This window comes from Kribbella yunnanensis (assembly GCF_039529655.1).
Classification (GTDB): domain Bacteria; phylum Actinomycetota; class Actinomycetes; order Propionibacteriales; family Kribbellaceae; genus Kribbella; species Kribbella yunnanensis.
Genome location: NZ_BAAANF010000013.1, coordinates 110,550 through 129,428 on the forward strand (window position 1 = coordinate 110,550; position 18,879 = coordinate 129,428).

Annotated in this window: 18 protein-coding genes and 1 riboswitch; of the genes, 14 read left to right on the forward strand and 4 right to left on the reverse strand. The window is 67.9% G+C overall.

What is annotated here, in order from left to right:
- Positions 1-95 precede the first annotated feature (95 nt).
- Positions 96-266, reverse strand: coding sequence for a hypothetical protein (locus ABD231_RS18405; protein WP_344152955.1), 171 nt, complete (start codon positions 264-266; stop codon positions 96-98).
- A gap of 18 nt (positions 267-284) precedes the next feature.
- Positions 285-1,706, reverse strand: a complete 1,422-nt coding sequence (locus ABD231_RS18410; protein WP_344152958.1) for an aminotransferase-like domain-containing protein — start codon at positions 1,704-1,706, stop codon at positions 285-287.
- Positions 1,707-1,770: 64 nt separating this feature from the next.
- On the opposite strand from ABD231_RS18410, the gene ABD231_RS18415 reads away from it, so the two are divergent.
- The 7 genes from ABD231_RS18415 (at position 1,771) to ABD231_RS18445 (ending at position 10,500) form a co-directional block, all read left to right on the forward strand.
- Positions 1,771-2,883: a pyridoxal phosphate-dependent aminotransferase gene (locus ABD231_RS18415; RefSeq protein ID WP_344152960.1), complete on the forward strand. Its 1,113-nt coding sequence runs from the start codon at positions 1,771-1,773 to the stop codon at positions 2,881-2,883.
- Between the two features lie 10 nt (positions 2,884-2,893).
- The gene (gene tmk, locus ABD231_RS18420; protein WP_344152962.1) at positions 2,894-4,876 is read left to right on the forward strand and encodes a dTMP kinase; all 1,983 of its coding nucleotides are present in this window, start codon (positions 2,894-2,896) and stop codon (positions 4,874-4,876) included.
- Complete coding sequence (locus tag ABD231_RS18425) at positions 4,876-6,045, forward strand: DNA polymerase III subunit delta' (protein ID WP_344152965.1); 1,170 nt, start codon at positions 4,876-4,878, stop codon at positions 6,043-6,045. Before tmk ends, ABD231_RS18425 begins: the two co-directional genes overlap by 1 nt.
- 109 nt (positions 6,046-6,154) lie before the next feature.
- Positions 6,155-6,823, forward strand: a complete 669-nt coding sequence (locus tag ABD231_RS18430) for a DUF4190 domain-containing protein (RefSeq protein WP_344152968.1) — start codon at positions 6,155-6,157, stop codon at positions 6,821-6,823.
- A gap of 33 nt (positions 6,824-6,856) precedes the next feature.
- Positions 6,857-7,939: a DUF4190 domain-containing protein gene (locus ABD231_RS18435; RefSeq protein ID WP_344152973.1), complete on the forward strand. Its 1,083-nt coding sequence runs from the start codon at positions 6,857-6,859 to the stop codon at positions 7,937-7,939.
- A 27-nt stretch (positions 7,940-7,966) separates the two neighbouring features.
- Positions 7,967-8,968 carry a PSP1 domain-containing protein gene (locus ABD231_RS18440; RefSeq protein ID WP_344153617.1) on the forward strand — a complete coding sequence of 334 codons (1,002 nt, stop codon included), beginning with the start codon at positions 7,967-7,969 and terminating at the stop codon, positions 8,966-8,968.
- Complete coding sequence (locus tag ABD231_RS18445) at positions 8,965-10,500, forward strand: alpha/beta hydrolase (RefSeq protein ID WP_344152976.1); 1,536 nt, start codon at positions 8,965-8,967, stop codon at positions 10,498-10,500. Before ABD231_RS18440 ends, ABD231_RS18445 begins: the two co-directional genes overlap by 4 nt.
- Here ABD231_RS18445 and ABD231_RS18450 read toward each other — a convergent pair.
- Positions 10,497-11,108 (reverse strand): hypothetical protein, encoded by a 612-nt coding sequence (locus tag ABD231_RS18450; RefSeq protein WP_344152979.1) that lies wholly within the window; start codon positions 11,106-11,108, stop codon positions 10,497-10,499. The genes ABD231_RS18445 and ABD231_RS18450 overlap by 4 nt on opposite strands.
- Before the next feature lie 83 nt (positions 11,109-11,191).
- Here ABD231_RS18450 and ABD231_RS18455 point away from each other — a divergent pair, with 83 nt between their 5' ends.
- Positions 11,192-11,533 carry a sterol carrier family protein gene (locus ABD231_RS18455; RefSeq protein WP_344152982.1) on the forward strand — a complete coding sequence of 114 codons (342 nt, stop codon included), beginning with the start codon at positions 11,192-11,194 and terminating at the stop codon, positions 11,531-11,533.
- Positions 11,534-11,661: 128 nt separating this feature from the next.
- Here ABD231_RS18455 and ABD231_RS18460 read toward each other — a convergent pair whose 3' ends face one another.
- A complete protein-coding gene (locus ABD231_RS18460; RefSeq protein WP_344152985.1) occupies positions 11,662-12,465 on the reverse strand; it encodes a hypothetical protein in 804 nt (267 codons plus the stop codon).
- Positions 12,466-12,585: 120 nt separating this feature from the next.
- Here ABD231_RS18460 and ABD231_RS18465 point away from each other — a divergent pair, with 120 nt between their 5' ends.
- The 6 genes from ABD231_RS18465 to ABD231_RS18490 all read left to right on the forward strand — a co-directional run.
- Positions 12,586-13,887 (forward strand): MFS transporter, encoded by a 1,302-nt coding sequence (locus ABD231_RS18465; RefSeq protein ID WP_344152988.1) that lies wholly within the window; start codon positions 12,586-12,588, stop codon positions 13,885-13,887.
- Positions 13,888-13,900: 13 nt separating this feature from the next.
- Positions 13,901-14,842, forward strand: coding sequence for a hypothetical protein (locus ABD231_RS18470; protein ID WP_344152991.1), 942 nt, complete (start codon positions 13,901-13,903; stop codon positions 14,840-14,842).
- Positions 14,843-14,864: 22 nt separating this feature from the next.
- A riboswitch (cobalamin riboswitch) is annotated at positions 14,865-15,045 on the forward strand.
- Positions 15,046-15,070: 25 nt separating this feature from the next.
- Positions 15,071-16,093, forward strand: a complete 1,023-nt coding sequence (locus ABD231_RS18475; RefSeq protein ID WP_344152994.1) for an ABC transporter substrate-binding protein — start codon at positions 15,071-15,073, stop codon at positions 16,091-16,093.
- Positions 16,090-17,082 carry a FecCD family ABC transporter permease gene (locus ABD231_RS18480; RefSeq protein WP_344152997.1) on the forward strand — a complete coding sequence of 331 codons (993 nt, stop codon included), beginning with the start codon at positions 16,090-16,092 and terminating at the stop codon, positions 17,080-17,082. Before ABD231_RS18475 ends, ABD231_RS18480 begins: the two co-directional genes overlap by 4 nt.
- Positions 17,079-18,101, forward strand: a complete 1,023-nt coding sequence (locus ABD231_RS18485) for a FecCD family ABC transporter permease (RefSeq protein ID WP_344153000.1) — start codon at positions 17,079-17,081, stop codon at positions 18,099-18,101. Before ABD231_RS18480 ends, ABD231_RS18485 begins: the two co-directional genes overlap by 4 nt.
- A 1-nt stretch (position 18,102) precedes the next feature.
- A partial coding sequence (locus ABD231_RS18490) for an ABC transporter ATP-binding protein (RefSeq protein WP_344153003.1) occupies positions 18,103-18,879 on the forward strand: 777 nt, incomplete at its 3' end.

Consider the following 18,879-nt stretch of genomic DNA (forward strand, 5'->3'; position numbering starts at 1 on the left):
GCGATGGGGGAACCCACAAGCTCGTGGGTCAACCCACAAGATGTCGCGGGGGTCCCCGTGAGGGGCGAGGCGTGCCTTGGGCAACAGCGGGTGAGCTACAGGCGTTCCTCGCGGAGGGCGGAGACGTGCTCGGTCGAGTCGTCCGGCGACACCTCACCGGGGGCGAGCTTGATGGGCGCCGGGTCGGTGGCTGGTATGAGCCGGCCGCGTCGGGTCAGGTCGGCCCGGCGGCTGGCCTGGTCGTCGCCAGCGGGAGTGTCGTTCATGAAGCCCAGCCTAGGAGCTCAGATCGCTATGGCTGGGCGGGTGGGGATGGGGGCGGTGGTGGGGGGTTTGTAGGCGTGCCAGGCTGCGGTCAGGCGGGTTACTGATTCGGTGAGGGTGGTCTCGGGGGTGTGGAAGTGGAGGCGGATGTAGTGAGGGCTTTGGCCGGTTAGGTCTAGGCCGGCGCCGGGGAGGACGGCTATGCCGTGGCGGAGGGCGGTTTGGGCGAAGGAGTTGCCGTCGCCGGTGGGGAGGCGGATCCAGAGGACTTGGCCGCCGGTGAGGGTGGGGTAGTGCCAGGTGGGGAGGTGCTCCGCGAGGAGTGCTGTCAGGTGGGCGTGGCGGGACTGGAGAGTGGCGCCTACGTTCAATCCATCGAGGAGAGGGACCAGGTGGGCTGCGGCGAGTTGGGCGGGGACGTTGCCGCCTAGGTCGTGTACGGCGCGGAGGCGGGCCAGGCGGGTGATGAAGGGGGCTGCGGCGCGGATCCAGCCGATGCGGAGGCCGCCCCAGATGCTCTTGCTGAGTGAACCGATCGAGATGACTGATGATCCGTACGCCGCGAGTGGGGTCGGGCGGTCCTGTCCGGGGAACCCCAGGTCTGCGGGGACCTCGTCTTCGATCAGCGGTACGTCGGCTGCTGCCGCGGCGCGGGCTAGGCGTTGTCGGTCGAGTCGGGGGAGTACTGCGCCAGTCGGGTTGTGGTACGTCGGAATCACGTAAGCCAAGGCCGGACGCCGTACCCGCACCGCGCTCTCGAAGCCGTCCAGTCCCACTGGCAGTCCGCGCAGCACTGCGCCTTGCTCGCGAAACACCTCCAGTGCTCCGGGGAACGTGGGTGCTTCGGACAGCACCTGATCACCCGGTGACACCAGTGCGTGCGACAGCAAGGACAGTGCCTGCTGACCGCCGTTCGTGACGAGCACCTGGTCAGCCACAGTCGGTACGCCGTACTGGGTGTAGCGGGCGGCGATCGCCGTACGGAGTGCGAGGTGGCCGTAGGGGTAGTAGCCGATGTCGCCGCTGATTGCCGTGAGCTCAGGGATGATCCGGGTGTAAGCCTCGGCTAGCTCAGGTGGTGGTTCGCCGGGTGCGGCACAGATGGCGAGCAGTACGCCGTCGTCCCGCGTCTCCAGTGAGCCCAGGAAGATCGGATCGGCCGGCGGCTCCTCGGACGCCACCGGTGTGCCAGCAACACGCGTCCCACTGCCCTGGCGGCGGACGATGCGGCCCTCTGAGCGCAGCAGGTCGTAAGCGGCGACCACGGTTGTGCGGCCGACGGCCAGTGCCTCGGCCAGCGTGCGGTCGGGCGGGAGCAGCGCACCGGCGGGCAGTTCGCCATCGTCGATCAGCGCTCGCATGCGTGATGCGAGCAGCACGTACAGCGGGCCGCGGCCGGACGACCAGCGTCCCAGACGGTCGCAGAGCTCGATTGGTCTCATTGCCAAACCAATTTAGCCGGATTGGCTCTGGGATGGCCAGCCCCGGCACCAGACCATCGAAGACATGGCGAACTTCGTGCGCAATCCCATCCAGACCCTGTCCGACACCCACCCGCAGCACGACCTCGGTGAGAGCTACGGCCCGGAGCTGCGCCTCGCCGACCTGCTCACCCCGGAGCTCACCGAGCTGGAGCTCGGCTATGGCACCAGTCAGGGCGATCCGAAGCTACGAGCCGCGATCGCTGCCGCACACGGAGTCGAAAAGGACCAGGTGGTCGTCACGATCGGCGGGCAGCACGCGATCTTCCTGCTGGCGTTTCTGCTGGCAGACAACGGCGGTCAGGTCGTTACGACCGCACCGCTGTTCCCCATGGCCCGCAATGTCTGCGATGCGGTCGGTGCGGACGTCCGAGTGATCCCACTGACCTTCGACAACGGCTACCAGTTGCAGGCGGCCGATGTCATTGAACAGCTCACGTCTGAGACCAAGCTGGTCAGTCTGGCGAGTCCCCAGAACCCCTCCGGTGTCGCCGTACCACTCAGCGTGTTCCGCGAGATCTACCAAGCCATGGCGACCACCTGCCCCGAGGCGTACCTGCTGGTCGACGACACCTACCGCACCGCCTCGTACGGCGACGATCCGATCGCAGAGTCGACTCTCACCCTCGGGGACAAGGTGGTGACGGTGGCCTCGCTCTCGAAGTGCCATGGCGCCGCAGGACTCCGCACCGGCTGGGCGATCAGCACGGACGCGGATCTGGTCGAGCGCCTGGTGACCGCGAAGTTCAGCACGGTCGTGACCGGCTCACCGATCACCGAGGCGCTGGCCGCCCGCGTCTTCGAGCTGCAGGACGAGATCCTCGCCGTACGGCGTCCTCGGCTGGCGGAGGGGGTTGCGGCGACCGAGGCATGGGTGGAAGCGAACGCCGACCTGGTCGAGTGGGTCCGCCCGGACGCCGGAGCGCTGTGCTGCGTCCGCATCCGCCCGCAGGTCGACCTCGCCAGGTTCCGGGCGGCCTGGGACGAGCTGAGCATCCGGCTCGCCGAGGGTGAGTGGTTCACCGACGAGCCGCGGGTGTTCCGCCTCGGTTTCGGCTACCCGCCGCCGGTCGAGCTGAAGGCGGCCCTCGACGTCCTCACGACCGCGCTGCACAAAGCTGTCCATCGACCCGACTAGTCTTGGCGGCGTGCCGGAGGTATATGACCCGCTGACCGATCCTGCACCGGCGCACGATGTGCGCGCGGTGCTGCGGATCCGGGCGTTCCGGCGGCTGTGGATCGCGTTCGGGCTGTCCAGTCTCGGCGACTGGATCGGGCTGCTGGCGCTGACCGCGATGGCGAAGTCGTTCGCCGGTGACGACTACCAGGCGGCGAACTTCGCCATCGGTGGCGTGCTGTTCCTGCGCGTCCTGCCCGCTCTCGTGATGGGTCCGGTGGCCGGCTGGGTCGCGGACCGCCTGGATCGACGGGCGACGATGATCATCGGCGACCTGATCCGGGCCGCGTTCTTCATCAGCATCCCGATCGTCGGCACGCTCACCTGGGTGCTGGTGGCAACGGTGCTGATCGAGATCGTCAGCCTGGTCTGGGGTCCGGCCAAGGACGCCAGCGTGCCGAACCTGGTGCCCCGGCACCGCCTCGAGGCGGCCAACCAGCTGAGCCTGATCACGACGTACGGGACAGCACTACCGGCCGCGGCGATCTTCACCGCGATCACCCTGGTCAGCCGCTGGGCCGGCGACTTCGCGATCGACCTCGCCGTCTACGTGAACGGCGCGACCTTCGTCATCTCCGCACTCGCGATCGTGTCGGTGCGCGAGATCGGTCGCGCGGTCCACGAGCACGAGCAGCACCCGACGCTGTGGCGGACCATGGTCGAGGGCTGGTCCTACGTGACCGGTACGCCGGTCGTCCGCGGCCTCGTGGTCGGGATCTCCGGCGCGTTCGCGGCCGGTGCGGTCGTGATCGGCCTCGGCCGCACGTATGTCGAGGACCTCAAAGCCGGCGACCCCGGGTACGGCGTTCTGTTCGGAGCCGTCTTCGGTGGTCTCGCGCTCGGGATGGGGTTCGCGCCGCGGATCTTCTCCGGGTTGTCGCGCCGGCGGTTGTTCGCGGCCGGTCTGGTCGGTTCGGGGGTCTGCCTGGCCGGGCTGGCGCTGATCCAGCAGATCGAGATCGCGACCATGATCGCGATCCTGCTCGGTTTCAACGCCGGTGCGTCCTGGGTCTCGGGGTACACCCTGCTCGGTCTCGAGGTTCCGGATGCGGTGCGGGGCCGGACGTTCGCGTTCGTGCAGTCGGCCGTGCGGACGGTGCTCGCGGTCACGTTGGCGATCGCGCCGTTCGTGGCCGGTGCGATCGGGCGTCACACATACTCGATCTCCGGTCATTCGGTGACCTACAACGGCGCCTCGATGACGATGCTGATCGCCGCGGTCGTGGCCGGCGTGATCGGGTTGCTGGCCTGGCGGCAGATGGACGACAGACCCGGCGTACCGTTCTGGCGGGATCTGCGGCGGAGCTTCGGTAAGACGCCGGGGGTCTATCCGACCACCGGGCTGTTCATCGCGCTCGAAGGCGGTGAGGGTGCGGGCAAGTCGACGCAGTCCGCGCTGCTCGTGAAATGGCTGGAGGAGCAGGGCCAGCAGGTTCTGCTGACACGCGAGCCCGGCGCGACCGAGCTCGGTCAGAAGCTGCGGGAGATCATTCTCGATCCGGCCACCGGTGACATCTCGGATCGCGCCGAGGCGCTGATCTACGCGGCCGACAAGGCCGAGCACGTGGACTCGGTGATCAAGCCCGCGCTCAAGTCCGGCACGGTCGTGATCACCGATCGGTACGTCGATTCTGCCCTGGCCTACCAGGGTTCCGGGCGCGACCTGGACCTGTCGGACGTCGAGCGGGTGAACCGCTGGGCCACCGACGACCTCCGTCCGAACCTGACCATCGTGCTCGACCTGCCGCCGAAGAACGGACTCGGCCGGTTCGCCGAGCGGGACCGGATCGAGGCCCAGTCGGCCGACTTCCACGAGCGGGTTCGGACGGCGTTCCTCGAGCTGGCCGCGGCCGAACCCCAGCACTACCTCGTCGTCGATGCCACCCAGGACCGCGAGCAGATCGCCGAGCAGATCCGCGCCCGCCTGCAGCCAATACTCCCGAAGGTGAACTGATGACGGTCTGGGACGACCTGGTGGGTCAGGAGCCGGCGGTCGCCGTACTGCAGAAGGCGGTGAACGGCGCCTCAGCGGTGGTGCGGGGTGAGTCCGGGGCCGCGGTGGTCGGGATGACGCATGCGTGGTTGATCACCGGGCCGCCGGGGTCCGGCAGGTCGAATGCGGGGCGTGCGTTTGCGGCGGCCTTGCAGTGTCAGCAGGACGGCTGTGGTGAGTGCAACGAGTGCCGTACGGCGCTCAGTGGGGCGCATCCCGATGTGTCGCTGATCCGTACCGAGTTGCTGTCGATCCGGGTCAGCGAGATCCGGGAGCTGGTTCGCCGGGCCGCGATGAGCCCGACGCAGGGCCGGTGGCAGGTGATGGTGATCGAGGACGCCGACCGGCTGACCGAGCAGGCCGCGGATGCGTTGCTGAAGAGCATCGAGGAGCCGGCGCCCCGGACCGTGTGGGTGCTGTGTGCGCCAACGGTCGAGGACGTCGTACCGACAATCCGGTCGCGGTGTCGCCTGCTGGTACTGCGGACGCCGCCGGTGAACGCGGTGGCGCAGATGCTGGTGACCAAGCTCGGGATCGACGCGGACCTGGCCGGGTTCGCGGCGCGGGCCGCGCAGGGGCACATCGGGCGGGCCCGGGCATTGGCACGGGACGAAGAGGTTCGGGCGCGGCGGTCGAAGGTGCTCGAGGTGCCGTTCGCGTTGCGGGATCTCGGGGCTTGCTTGAAGGCAGCTCAGCAGCTGGTCGAGGCGGCCAAGGAAGAGGCCAAGGCGAGCGCGGAGAAGGTCGACGAGAAGGAGCGGGCCGCGCTGGAGCAGGCGCTCGGTGTGGGCACCAAGGGCGCCAAGCCGCGCGAGGCGAACGCGGCTTTGAAGGAGCTCGAGGATCAGCAGAAGGCACGGGCCAAGCGCTGGGAGCGCGACGTACTGGACCGGTCGCTGGTTGATCTGATGGCGCTGTACCGCGATGTGCTGGTCGTGCAGACCAAGGCGGGAACCGAGCTGATCAACGCCGAACTGACCCGGCAGATCGATGCATTGGCCGGTCGAACCACGCCGGAGCAAACGGTTCGTAGGCTGGCCGCGATCACCGGTTGCCGCGAGGCGATCGAGACGAACGTCGCGCCGCTGCTGGCACTCGAGGCGATGACGATCGGCCTGTTCGAGGGCTGAGATCGCCGTCCGATGACTGGACAGCCGTTGTAACACCGAGGGTAGTCGGCGCGATGTCCGTATGTCCGGGCAAAACAGCTCGCTCGGCAGAACCGCCGAACGGACCCACATGAGCCAGCCGCCCTCCCCGATCCAGCCTGCGCGGCCGTCGTTGCCGTCGGCCGAGTCGTGGCTGGACGGCGTACCGACGCCGGCGCAGCAGCGGCAGGACCGGTATGCCGTGGCGGCGCTGGTGACGAGTCTGCCGGGGCTGGTGCCGGTTTCGGTGGTGCTCGCGGGGATCGCGTTGCGGCGGATCAAGCGCAGCGGCGGCCGCGGGAAGCGGTTCGCGTACGGCGCTCTGATCGTGTGCCTGTGCTGGGCGATCTTCACCGGGGTTGCCGTGGCGCTCGGGTTGTACGGGCAGCTGCGGGACGGGATCGGGCGGACGGTCCCGATCGCGCAGGTCGAGGTCGGGCGCTGTTTCGACGCGGACCTGGAGGCGGCCACGCTGCGGATGGCGCGGATCGCGAACTGCCGGACCGAGCACAGCGGCGAGGCCTACGCGAAGGTGCGGGCCGACCTGGCCGGACGGACCACGGACGAGACCCAGACGATCGCGACCAGTGCCTGTACGACGGCGTTCGGGACGTTCATCGGGACGCCGTACGAACAATCGGAGCTGGACATGTACTACGTGGTCCTGCAGGATCGTGCTGTTGCTGACGGCAACGTGTTGTGCCTGGTCGGGATGCCGGGGACCCGGTTGAGCGGTAGCATGCGCGGATCGCAGCGGTAGCAGGGTGCGCGGGGGAAACACCTGGGGGAAGTCGTGAGTCAACCACCGTACGGTCCACCACCGGACCGGCCACAGGACACGCCAAGGTCCTTCCCGAACTACGCACGCCCGGACGACGACGCGACCCAACCCGTCCCGACGTCGGACCCGACCCTGCCGCTCCCCGTGCAGCCTCCGGCGACCCAGCCGCTCCCCACCCAGTCCGGGTGGGCTGCGCCGGGCCAGCCGTCGACCGGATCCACGCCCGGCACGTCGCCATACGGCCAGCCGACCGGTCCGACGCCGTACGGCGGGCAGCCGCCGGCGCAACCGCCGTACGGGCCGACCCAGCCGCCGTACGGGCAGCCGCCGGCGCATGTGCCGGTGCCGTATGGGCAGGCCCCGGGGCCGGCGCCTTACGGGGGACAACCGCCTTATGGGCCGGGTGGGTTTCCGGCGGCCTACGGGTACGGGTATCCGGGGCAGGCCGGTAACAAGACGAACTCGTTCGCGATCGCGTCGCTGGTGTGTGGGCTCGGTGGGTTCGCGACCGGGATCTCCGCGCCGTTCGGCGTCGGCTTCGGGATCGCGGCGCTGGTGCAGCTCAAGCGCCGGCCGCAGGAGGACGGCAAGGGGATGGCGATCGCCGGCATCATCACCGGCGGCGTGCTCACCATCGGCTACACCGTGCTGATCGTCGCCCTGGTCGCGCTTGGCGTGTGGGCCGAGGGACAGAACGACGACTACGGTGCCCCGTATCCGCGCTCGACCACCTCGTCCTACACCTACGTCGACGACCTGGCAGTCGGTGAGTGTTTCAACGGTGACGTGGACACCGACGAGGTCACCCGCCAGGACTGCGCCAACGCGCACGACGGCGAGATCGTCTCCAACGTCACCCTCCCCGAGGGGCCGTACCCGGGCGACAGCCAGGTCGATCGAACCGGGAAGAACCGGTGTGCCGACGAGTTCGGCACCTACGTCGGCAAGCCCTCCGCCGACTCCGAACTCACCCTCGGCTGGTGGGTTCCGGACGAGGAGCTGTGGGAGGAAGACCACGACCGGCTCGTCGTCTGTGCCGCCTTCGCGCCGACCGACGAGCGCCTGATCGGCACAGTCAAAGGCACCAAACGTTAGGTAGAGAAGTACGCTGACCGCGTGGGCATGGTGATGGCGGTGTCGTTCGAGCGGTACGGGCGGCTGTATTACCTGGATCCCGGCCCGCATCGACCGCGGGTCGGGGACAAGGTGCTGGTCCCGACCGACGACGGTCCCGAGGTCGCCGAGTGTGTGTGGGCACCGCAGTTCGTCACGGAGGAGATCGGCGGGCTGCCACTGTGTGACGGGATCGCGACCCCGGCCGACCTCGACCGCGACGAGCAGAACCGGCAGCGCCGGGCCGATGCGCGGGTGATCGCCAAGCGGCTGATCCGCCAGCACGACCTGCCGATGAAGGTGGTCGGGATCGATTTCGTCGACCGGCGGGCCGATGTCGACCAGTTGGTGATCGTGTACTTCTCCGCGCCGCACCGGGTGGATTTCCGCGAACTCGTGCGGGATCTGGCCCGTGGGCTGCGGGCGCGGATCGAGCTTCGCCAGGTGGGCGCGCGCGACGAGGCCCGGCTGCAGGGCGGGATCGGGCCGTGCGGGCGGGACCTGTGCTGCGCGACGTTCCTGAAGGACTTCGAGCCGGTCAGCGTCCGGATGGCGAAGGACCAGGACCTGCCGCTGAACCCGCTGAAGATCTCCGGCGCGTGCGGGCGGCTGATGTGCTGCCTGAAGTACGAGCACCCGCTCTACCAGGAGTACAACGCGAAGGCCCCGGCCGTCGGGACCGCCGTGGAGACCCCCGCGGGTGATGGAGTGGTGGTAGGGCACAACGTGCCGAGCGACACCGTCGTGGTCCGGCTGGCGGCTTCCGGCCGGCGCTGCGCCTGCAGCCGCGCGGACGTGTGCTCGCCGCGCCAGCAGTACGAAGCCTCCAGTACGACGACACCTGACGCCGTACCGGTCGAGCTGCCGGCCCCCGCCGTACGCCGGGAGCCGGAACCCGAGCCCGCTGTCGTGGAACCCGAGGCAGTTGCGGAGACGACCGAGGAGCGGCGGCAGCGCAAACCCCGCCGCCGGCGCCGCCTGAACCACGAAGAGGGAGAACCTGAGCAGTGAGATTCCGCAGGACGACCGTGGTTGTGGCCGCTCTCGCGGTACTGCTGAGTGGATGTGGCGTGGCGAGCCGGGCGCAGGATGCGGACTCCGATGGCGGTGGGCCGAGCGGGAAGCCGTCGGCCGGTCCGGTCGGTCCGATCCCCGCGGGGCTCGAGCAGTTCTACAACCAGCGACCGGACTGGAAGCGCTGCGGCAACAACCAGCAGTGCGCCACGATCAAGGTGCCGCTGGACTACACGAAGCCCGCCGGTAAGACGATCGAGTTGAGCGCCCGTAAGGTGCTCGCCCGCGACCGCGTCGGCCGGATCGGGACCCTGTTCATCAACCCGGGTGGACCGGGTGGGTCGGGTGTGGAGTTCGCCGCCTCGGCCGGGTTCGTGCTGGGGCAGTCGCTGCTGCGGAAGTTCGACGTGATCGGCTGGGATCCGCGCGGTGTCGGCCAGTCGACGCCGGTGAACTGCCTGGACACCGAGCAGCTGGACAAGTTCATCGCCGCCGACGGCAGCCCGGACGACGACGCCGAGATCACCGAGCTGAACGACGAGGCCAAGACGCTGGCCAACGGGTGCGAGCAGCAGTCGGGTGAGCTCCTGCCGCACGTCGGCACCAAGGACGCCGCCCGCGATATCGACGTACTGCGCGGGATCGTCGGCGACGCCCAGCTGAACTACCTGGGCATGTCGTACGGCACCTTCTTGGGCGCGACGTACGCCGAACTCTTCCCGAAGAACGTCGGTCGGCTGGTGCTCGACGGTGCCGTCGACCCGTCGAAGACATCGCAGGACAACAACATCGCGCAGGCGAAGGGGTTCGACACCGCGCTGGACGCGTTCGCCGAGGAGTGCGCGCAGCGGCAGTGCCGGCTGGGCAGCAGCAAGGCCGATGTGCTGGCCAAGGTCGACAAGCTGATCGACGACAGCGACGCGCACCCGCTGCCGGGGGACGGCGACCGCGAGGTCACGCAGGCGATCGTCGTACTCGCAGTCATTTATCCGCTGTATGCGAAGGACCTGTGGCCGCGGCTCGAGGACGCGGTGCTCGACGGTCTGGAGGGTAAGGGCGCGCGGTTGCTCGCGCTCGCCGACCAGTACACCGAGCGTGAGAGCTCCGGCTATGCGAACAACCAGAACGAGGTCATCTACGCGGTGAACTGCGTGGACCGCCCGGATATCACCTCGGTCGCGCAGGCCAAGTCCGAGGAGCCGAAGTACAAGGCGGCGTCCCCGCGGTTCGGTTCGTTCCTGCTCTGGGGCTCATTGGCCTGTGCGAACTGGCCGGTCAAACCGGAGGACAAGCCGCACGCGATCAAGGCCGCTGGTGCGAAACCGATCGTCGTGGTCGGTACGACGCGTGACCCGGCCACGCCGTACGCCTGGGCCGTCGGACTCGCGGGGCAGCTGGAGAGCGGCGTACTGGTCACGCGGGACGGCGACGGGCACACCGGCTACAAGGCCGGGAACCAGTGTGTCGACAACGTCGTGGAGACCTACTTGCTGCAGGGCCAGGCCCCGACCGCCGATATCAGCTGCTAGCTGGGGCGGTTGGTCGACACCTGGAGCGTCTGGGTGGCGCGCTCGAGGACGGCCCGCAGTGCGGCCTCGTCCTGCGGGCGGCCGCCGACGGTGATCTCGACGGCCGTGCTGTCGCCGTTGTCGGTGGAGATCCAGCGCGACAGACCCATCCGCGGTCCGCGGGTGTCGTCGACGTACTTGTAGACGAGCGTGCCGTTGTCGCGGCTGAGAACGTTGAGCTGCCGCTCCTGGATGCTGCGCTCGCGGTCGCTCACCTGACGGTCCGGGGACTTGCTGCTGCCGCGGGTGTCGAACCGGATCTGCCAGACGCCGGTCGGGTCCAGGAACCGCGGCCGCTGGCCGTCCTGGGTGACCTTCCAGGTCGAGGGGACCTCGGCGGAGACCGGATTCTTCTCGGTGCCGAAGGTCTGCGCCGTGTACTGCAGGCTGTCGGCCTGCAGGCCGTCGCCGCGGGGCGTCGTGGTCGGAGGCGTCTGACTGGTCACGACCTTGTTCGACTGCTTGTCGTCACCGTTGCCGTTGATCGCCAGCACTGTGCCGAAGACTGCAACACCGACGGTCATCCCCGCCAGTGTCATCAGCAGTGCCTGGTGCCTGGGCGTGAGCATCCCGACCTCGCCTTCCGTTTCTCCGTTCTGATTATCGACCACGAAGGGGGCGCGATCACAATTGACGCGTACGCTGGCTCGTCGTGAGCACGCCCTTTGATCAGGCCCTGGAGCGGTACGACGCGGGCACGGCCGAGCGGCCCGACCTGAAACTGCTGACGAAGGAGTTGCTGAAGCTCCTGGTGGCCAAAGCGCCCGGACATGCGGTCGAGGTCCGCGTCCCGCCGTACGGCGCTGTGCAGTGCATCGAGGGTCCGCGCCACACCCGCGGTACGCCGGGCGCGATGGTCGAGTTGCCGGCCGAGTTGTGGATCGAGCTCGCCCTCGGCCGAACCACCTGGCCCGAGGCGCGGAGTACCGGGAAGCTCCGGGCGAGTGGAGAGCGCACCGACCTCAGCGCATTGTTGCCCTTGGTAACCAGTTGATGACTGGCCGGAATCTTGCTGGGCATAAAGGTGCCGCGACACCCCGCCCCGGGTGCCGCGGCTACCAGTAAAGACGCTTCGAGAAGCCAGAAAGTTCACTCACCGAAGAAAATCGGCGGAAAACTTTCTCAGCGGCCGGCGGTGTTGGTGCGCCAGACCACCGTGCGGCCGTTCACGATCTGGAGGTCGCCGCTGTTCTGCAGGACCAGAACCGAGCCCTTGCGGGTGGTCTTGCTGGCCCACAGCGGCTTCTTGGCGGCGCTGTAGACGACCAGGTTGCCGTCGCCCTGCATGGCCACGAAGGCGCCCTTGCTCTGGGTCTTGGTGCTCCACAGTGGGGTCTTGCCCTTGTAGAGGACGAAGTTTCCGTCACCCTGCATGTACGCCCGGTAGGTGCGGTTCACCGACGTCATGAACTCCGGGTACTTCAGCACGCGGTTCATCCCGAGCGTGCCGACCACCATGTAGCGGCTCCAGTTCGGCTTGTTCCGGGTGTTGTAGATCACCAGGTTGTTGTCGTTCTGGACGACCAGCCGGGCGTTCGGGCTGGTGCCGGTGTTGCTCTGCCAGACGATGGTCTTACCGGAGACGACGGTCAGGTTGCCGTTCTTCTGCATCACCAGGACCGAGGCCTTGCGGTTGGTCGCGGTCGACCACAGCGCGGTCTTGCCCTTGTAGAGCACCGCGTTGCCGTCGGACTGCATGAGGAACGTGTACTGGCCGTTCTTGGAGCGGATGTAGTTGCCGGCCTTCAGCTTCTGGCCCGGCAGGAGGACGTCCGAGACCGCGGCGGCCTTGGTGACCGCGGTGGGTGCGGTGACGGTGCTGGTCGTGGCCTGGGCGGCCACGGGCGCAAGCAGGGTGGCACCGGCGGCGGCCCCCGCGGCGAGGGTGGCGAACACCTTGGTGCGTACCGACTTGGTCGAGATCATCCGGTTTCTCCGTCTGTCCTGGGGATATTCAGGGAGATTGACGCCGAGGGCAACCAATCGGTTCCACGGTAGGGAGAAAAGGGTTCTTCGCCCGGGGCGATCTGCTGACAGGATGTGCCGGTGGCAGCAAGTTTCCGAACGCGGCTGGCCCGGCTGCGTGTCGACCTGACTCCGTGGCGTAGTTCGCGAGACTTCCGGATCCTGATGGTCTCCGGCTCGGTCTTCTTTCTCGGCAGCATGTTCGGGTACGTCGCCCTGCCGTACCAGCTGTATTCGCTGACCCACTCGAACTTCGCGGTCGGCGCGATGGGCCTGGTCAACATCGTTCCGCTGGTCGTCTTCGGCCTGTACGGCGGCGCGCTCGCCGATCACGTGGATCGCCGAAAAATGCTCATCTTCACCGGGATCGCGCAGGTCGCGGTGTGCGCCGTACTGCTGAGCAACGCGCTGTTGAGCAATCCGCAGGTCTGGATCATCTACGTCTGCGGCGCCCTGAACGCGATCGCCGCCTCACTGCAGCGGCCGAGCCGCGACGCGCTGTTCCCGCGCGTGGTGAAGCACTCCGAGCTGCCGGCCGCGGTGGCGCTGAACGCATTGACCATGCAGGCCGGTCAGCTGGTCGGCCCCGCGCTGGGCGGTGTGCTGGTCGGTACGGCGGGGATCAGCTGGGCGTTCGGTATCGAGCTGGCCGGGTTGTCGATCGCAACCCTCATGTACTTGCGACTCAAGCCGTACCGGGTCGGCGAGCACTCCCAACCACCCAGCCTGCGCGTCATCGGCCAAGGCATCGCGTACGCCGCGCGCCGCAAGGACCTGCTCGGGACGTACGTCGTCGACATGGTCGGGATGTTCATGGCGATGCCGATCGTGCTCTTCCCGGCGTTCGCCACCGAGGTGCTGAAGGAACCGAAGCTGCTCGGTGCGCTCTACAGCGCGGAGGCGGTCGGCGCGCTGATCGCGACCCTGACCAGCGGCTGGAGCCGCCGCGTCCATCACCACGGCCGGGCCGTCGTGATGGCGGCCGCTTGCTGGGGTGCGGCGATCGGAATCGCCGGTCTGGCGCCGAACATCTGGTTCGCGCTCGTCTTCCTCGCCTTCGCTGGTGCTGCGGATATGGTCTCCGGCCTGTTCCGTTCGGTGATCTGGAACCAGACGATCCCGGACGAGATGCGTGGTCGGCTGGCCGGAATCGAGATGCTGTCCTACATGCTCGGCCCGCTCGGTGGTCAGGCCCGGTCCGGTCTGGTCGCCGACCTGACCAGCGTCCGGACGTCGATCGTCAGCGGCGGCATCCTCTGCGTGGCCGGCGTCGCGGCCACCGGCGCGGCCTTGCGTGACTTCTGGCGGTACGACGCTCGCACCGACGAGCACGCGGTGCGCGAACGCGATCTCCGGGCCGCGGCGGAGGCGGACGAAGCGTAGGCTTTGGCGCACTATGCGTATCCTGCCGCTCGCTTTTGTCGCAGTGCTCGCCAGTGCGTGTGGGGGACCCGGGCAGGAGACCGCACCGAGCGTGCCGCCGCTCGTGTCGATCAGCACGACTCCTCCGTCGACACCACCTCCTTCCGAGACGCCCAGCACGCCGCCGACCGCGAAGGTGGCCGACACGTTGTGCATTCGGATGGACCAACCGCTGGTGCAGGCGACACTCGCCGTACCGGTCGTGCAGATTCAGCCCAAGGCACCGCCGGCCGATTTCGGCGTACCGGCGACGTATGACACGTGTCAGCTCGGTCTGAGTACCAGTCCGAACGGACCAGTCCTGCGAGTCGGGGTGTCAGTGCAGGCGGCGACGAAAGCGACGCTGGCTGCCGCGCAGAAGGCGTACAAGGGGAAGCCCGCGGTTGTCGGTGCGGGAGGTTTCGGAAACGACACGTCGGTGGTGTTCCTGTTCGACGGTCGCCTGTACAAGGTCTCCGGGCCGAAAGCCACGCTCGCGAAGTACGTCGTACTGGGGCAGGAGGTGGTTCGGCAGGCGCCCGGGCTGCCCGAGGCGGAGCCGTTGATCACTCGGTCGGAGTGTGAGCGTGGGTCGTCGGCCGCCGCGAAGGTGATGGGGGCGCCTGCGTCGATCCGCCGGGACGGTCAGACCGAGCTCGGAGACCTGGTCTGCGGGTGGGTTTCCGCGAACAGCGTGCTGTCTTCATCAGTACGTCGTACGCCGAACGCGGTCGCGCTGATGACCGCGATCCGGAAGACGCCGACCGCGCAGGCGATTCCGCTCGGGGACGAGGGTTACGTGGACACCGCGACCGGGCGGACCACGATCCGGCTCGGCGACAACAAGCTGGTCGACCTGGTGCCGTTGCCGGCGCGGGCGGTCAATCCGGACACGATGACCCAGTTCGCGCTCGCGATGCTCTCGCAGTACCGCTGAACCTGCGACTCAGTCGCCGGTGTTACTGTGGCGGCGCCGTGGTGCTCGGGAAGCCGGTGTGATGCCGGAGCGGCCCTCGCCACTGTGATCGGGAGTTCACCGGCAGTCCCTCTTGAGGGAGGTCACTGGCCCTGTGCTGGGAAGACCAGGCCGGTGGATGCAGTCCCGTCAGCCAGGAGACCGGCCACGGCATGTGATCCGTCCACGAGGTGCTGGAGGAGCGGTCCTGTGCTGCGCAAATCCGTTGTCCCTGTCCTGCTTTTGAGCCTGCTTGCCGGTTGTGGCACGTCCACCGCGGCCAGGCCGCATGGATCGATCATCACCGTGCAGAACTGCGGGATCGACGTCACCGTCAGCGGTCCGCCGAAGCGGGTGTTCGCGGCGTACCAGCCGGCCATCGAGATGGCGCATGCGCTGGGAATCTCCGATCGCCTGGTCGGTACGGCGTACCTGGATGCCGAGGTGCTTCCGGAGTACGCGAGCGCGCAGGCCAAGGCGAAGTACTACAAGAACCTGCCCAGCCGCGAAGAGCTGCTCGCGGCGAACCCCGACTTCGTGCTGTCCGGGTTCAACGACGTGTTCAGCGCTGGTGGTGGCAGCGACGAGAGCTTCGGGAGCCGCAAGAGCCTGGGCGAGCTCGGAGTCCAGACCTGGATCTTCAGCCCGCTCTGCCCGACCGCGGACGGTAAGGGCGACGAGGCGATCGACCCGGCCAGCGTCACGATGGACAACGTGTACGCCGACCTGCGCGACCTCGGCAAGCTGTTCCGGGTCCAGGATCGGGCCGAGGCGGTGATCGCCGATCAGCAGAAGCGGATCGCCGCGGTCGAGGCGAAGGTGCGGAACGCGCCGAAGCCGACTGTCGCGATTCTGCGGCCCGGGATGGAGGGCGGCGGATTGACCGTCTCCGGCGGACCGGACTTCGGGACCGTGCTGATCAAGCAGGCCGGTGGGGTGAACGTCTTCGCCGACCTGACCGCCAAGCGGAACGTGAAGATCGGCGTCGAGGAGCTGATCAAGCGCAATCCCGACTACATCCTGATCAGCGGGTGCTGCGATGCCGCGTTGACGCCGGCCTCGACACAGCCCGAGGTGGACAAGATCCTCGCGAACCCGGCGTTTCAGAACCTCAAGGCGGTCCGCAACAAACACGTCGTACCGTGGCTGTTCGCGAACCACTCGGCCGGGGTGCGTGGTGCGTACACGACTGAGGACATCGCCAGGACGATTCACGCTGACCTGTTCAAATGAGGTGGCGAGCGGCCGGACTGCTCCTGTGCGTCGCCGTCCTCGCGGTCTCGGTCCTGCTGTCGCTGAGTGTCGGGAACCAGTATTTCGGGGCGCATGACGTCTACCTGGCGCTGGCTGATTTCACCGGGAGTGACAACGACCGGGTGATCCGCTATCTGCGTCTGCCGCGAACCGGTGCTGGGTTGTTGGCTGGTGCGGCTTTGGGGCTGGCGGGTGCGTTGATGCAGGGCGTGACGCGGAATCCCTTGGCGGATCCGGGGATTCTCGGGGTGAACGCCGGGGCGGCGCTGGCCGTGGTCGGGGCGATCGGGGCGCTGGGCGTGCAGAGCCTCACCGGGTACGTGTGGTTTGCGATGGGCGGTGCGCTGGTGGCGACCGTGGTGGTCTACCTGGTCGGCGCGATCGGGCGAGGTGGCGCGACGCCGGTGAAGCTCGCGCTGGCGGGAGCGGCGATCTCCGCGCTGCTGGGGTCGGTGACCTCCGCGATCACATTGCTTGATCTGTCGACGTTGAACGAATTCCGCTTCTGGGTGGTCGGATCGCTGACCCTGGCGACCGGTCCGGTGCTCGGTCAGGCGGTGCCGTTGATTGCTGTGGGCATCGTTCTGGCGTTGGTTCTCGCGAGGTCGCTCAATCAGCTTGCGCTGGGTGATGAGCTGGCTCGGTCGTTGGGTACGCGGGTGACGTTGGTGCGGGTGCTGGCGGGGCTGGCGGTCGTGGTTCTGGCTGGTACGGCGACTGCGATCGCTGGGCCAATCGGGTTCCTGGGGCTCGCCGTACCGCATGTCGCGCGGACACTCGTTGGTGCGGACTATCGGTGGATTCTCCCGTGGTCGATGGTGCTGGCGCCCGCCGTACTGTTGCTTGCGGATGTTGTCGGGCGCTTGGTGGCGCGGCCGGATGAGCTGCAGGTCGGGATCATCACGGCGGTCATTGGCGCGCCGGTATTCATCGCGCTGGTGCGTCGTCGCCGGTTGGCCGCGCTGTGAAGACACTGCGGGTTGGTCCGGTCTCGACGCGGGTGGATGTCTCCAGCGTGGTCTGGTCGACTGTTGCTTGGGTGCTGACGCTGGCGGTCGGAGCGCTCTCGCTGACCCGGGGTGATTATCAGATCCCGCTGGCGTTGGTGCTTGAGACGCTTTCGGGCAACGGCACGCTGATCCTCAACGACATCGTGGTCAACAACCGGCTGCCGCGAGTACTGGTGGGGATCGGTGTCGGTACGGCGTTCGCCGTGTCGGGGGCGATCTTTCAGCGGCTCGCTCGCAATCCGCTGGTGAGCCCGGACCTGATCGGGGTCAACGCGGGGGCCGCGCTGGTCGCCGTACTGATGATCACTGTGCTTGGTAGTGGGTGGATTCCGGGTGGTGCTTTGCTGGGGTCGTTGCTGGCGGCAACCGCTGTTTATCTGCTCGCCTATCGCGATGGGGTCTCCGGCTATCGGCTCGTCCTCGTCGGGATCGGCGTGACGGCGATCATCGGCTCGGCCACCGCCTATCTGCTGACGCTGGCCGATATCTACACGGCGAAGAGCGCATCGCAGTGGCTGGCCGGGAGTCTCGCCGGCCGCACGTGGTCGCACGCCGTACTGATCGGGGCCGCGCTCGTCATCTTGTTGCCTATGGCAATCGCTGGTGCTCGGCAACTCCGGTTGCTGGAACTCGGCGACGACCTCGCTCGGACATTGTCCGGTCGCGTCGAGCTGTCCCGGGTGGTACTGATCGCGGTCGGGGTTGCCCTTGCTGCGTTGGCGACTGCGGCCGCGGGGCCGATCGCGTTCGTCGCTCTGGTGGCGCCGCAAATGGCTCGCCGGTTGGTGGCCGAACGCGTTGCTGGGCTGCTGACGGCCGGTGCTCTTGGTGCCTTGCTGGTGGTCGCGTCCGACCTCGTCGCCCGGGAGATCTTCGCGCCGACCCAGTTGCCGGTCGGAATCGTGACCGCGTTCCTGGGAGCGCCGTACCTGCTCATCCTGATGGCCCGCGCCAACCGCATCGGCCGAGGAGGCTGACATGACCGAACTCCGGGCAGACCAACTGACACTCGCGTACGACGGTCGTGCCGTCGTACACGAACTGTCGGTGCTGATCCCGCGCCAGCAGATCACCGTCATCGTCGGCGCCAACGCCAGCGGCAAGTCCACGCTCCTCCGCGGACTCGCACGCCTGCTCACCCCGCGCGGCGGAGCCGTCTACCTGGACGACGTCAACCTGGCCAAAGTCGGTGCCGCCCAACTGGCAACCCAACTGGGCATGCTCCCGCAACAACCAGTCGCACCCGAGGGAATCACCGTCTCCGACCTCGTCGGTCGCGGCCGGCATCCGCACCAGCGCTGGTTCCGCCAATGGTCTCTCGAGGACGAGCAGGTGGTGAACTCAGCGCTCGCCGCGACCGGCGTCGCCGACCTCGCCGACCGCTCACTCGACGAACTGTCCGGCGGCCAACGCCAACGAGTCTGGATCGCCCTGGCCCTAGCCCAAGACGCCGACACCATGCTCCTGGACGAACCAACCACCTTCCTGGACCTGGCCCACCAACTAGAAATCCTCGACCTCGTCCAAGACCTCAACCGCCAACACCACAAGACGATCGTCCTGGTCCTCCACGACCTAAACCTCGCCGCCCGCTACGCCGACCACCTAATAGCCCTGAAGGACGGCCAAGTAGCCGCCACCGGCACCCCCACCGAAGTAGTCACCCCCCAACTCGTCGCCACCATCTTCAACCTAACCGCCCAAATAATCCCCGACCCCCTCACAAACACCCCCCTAGTAATCCCCATCCCCAGA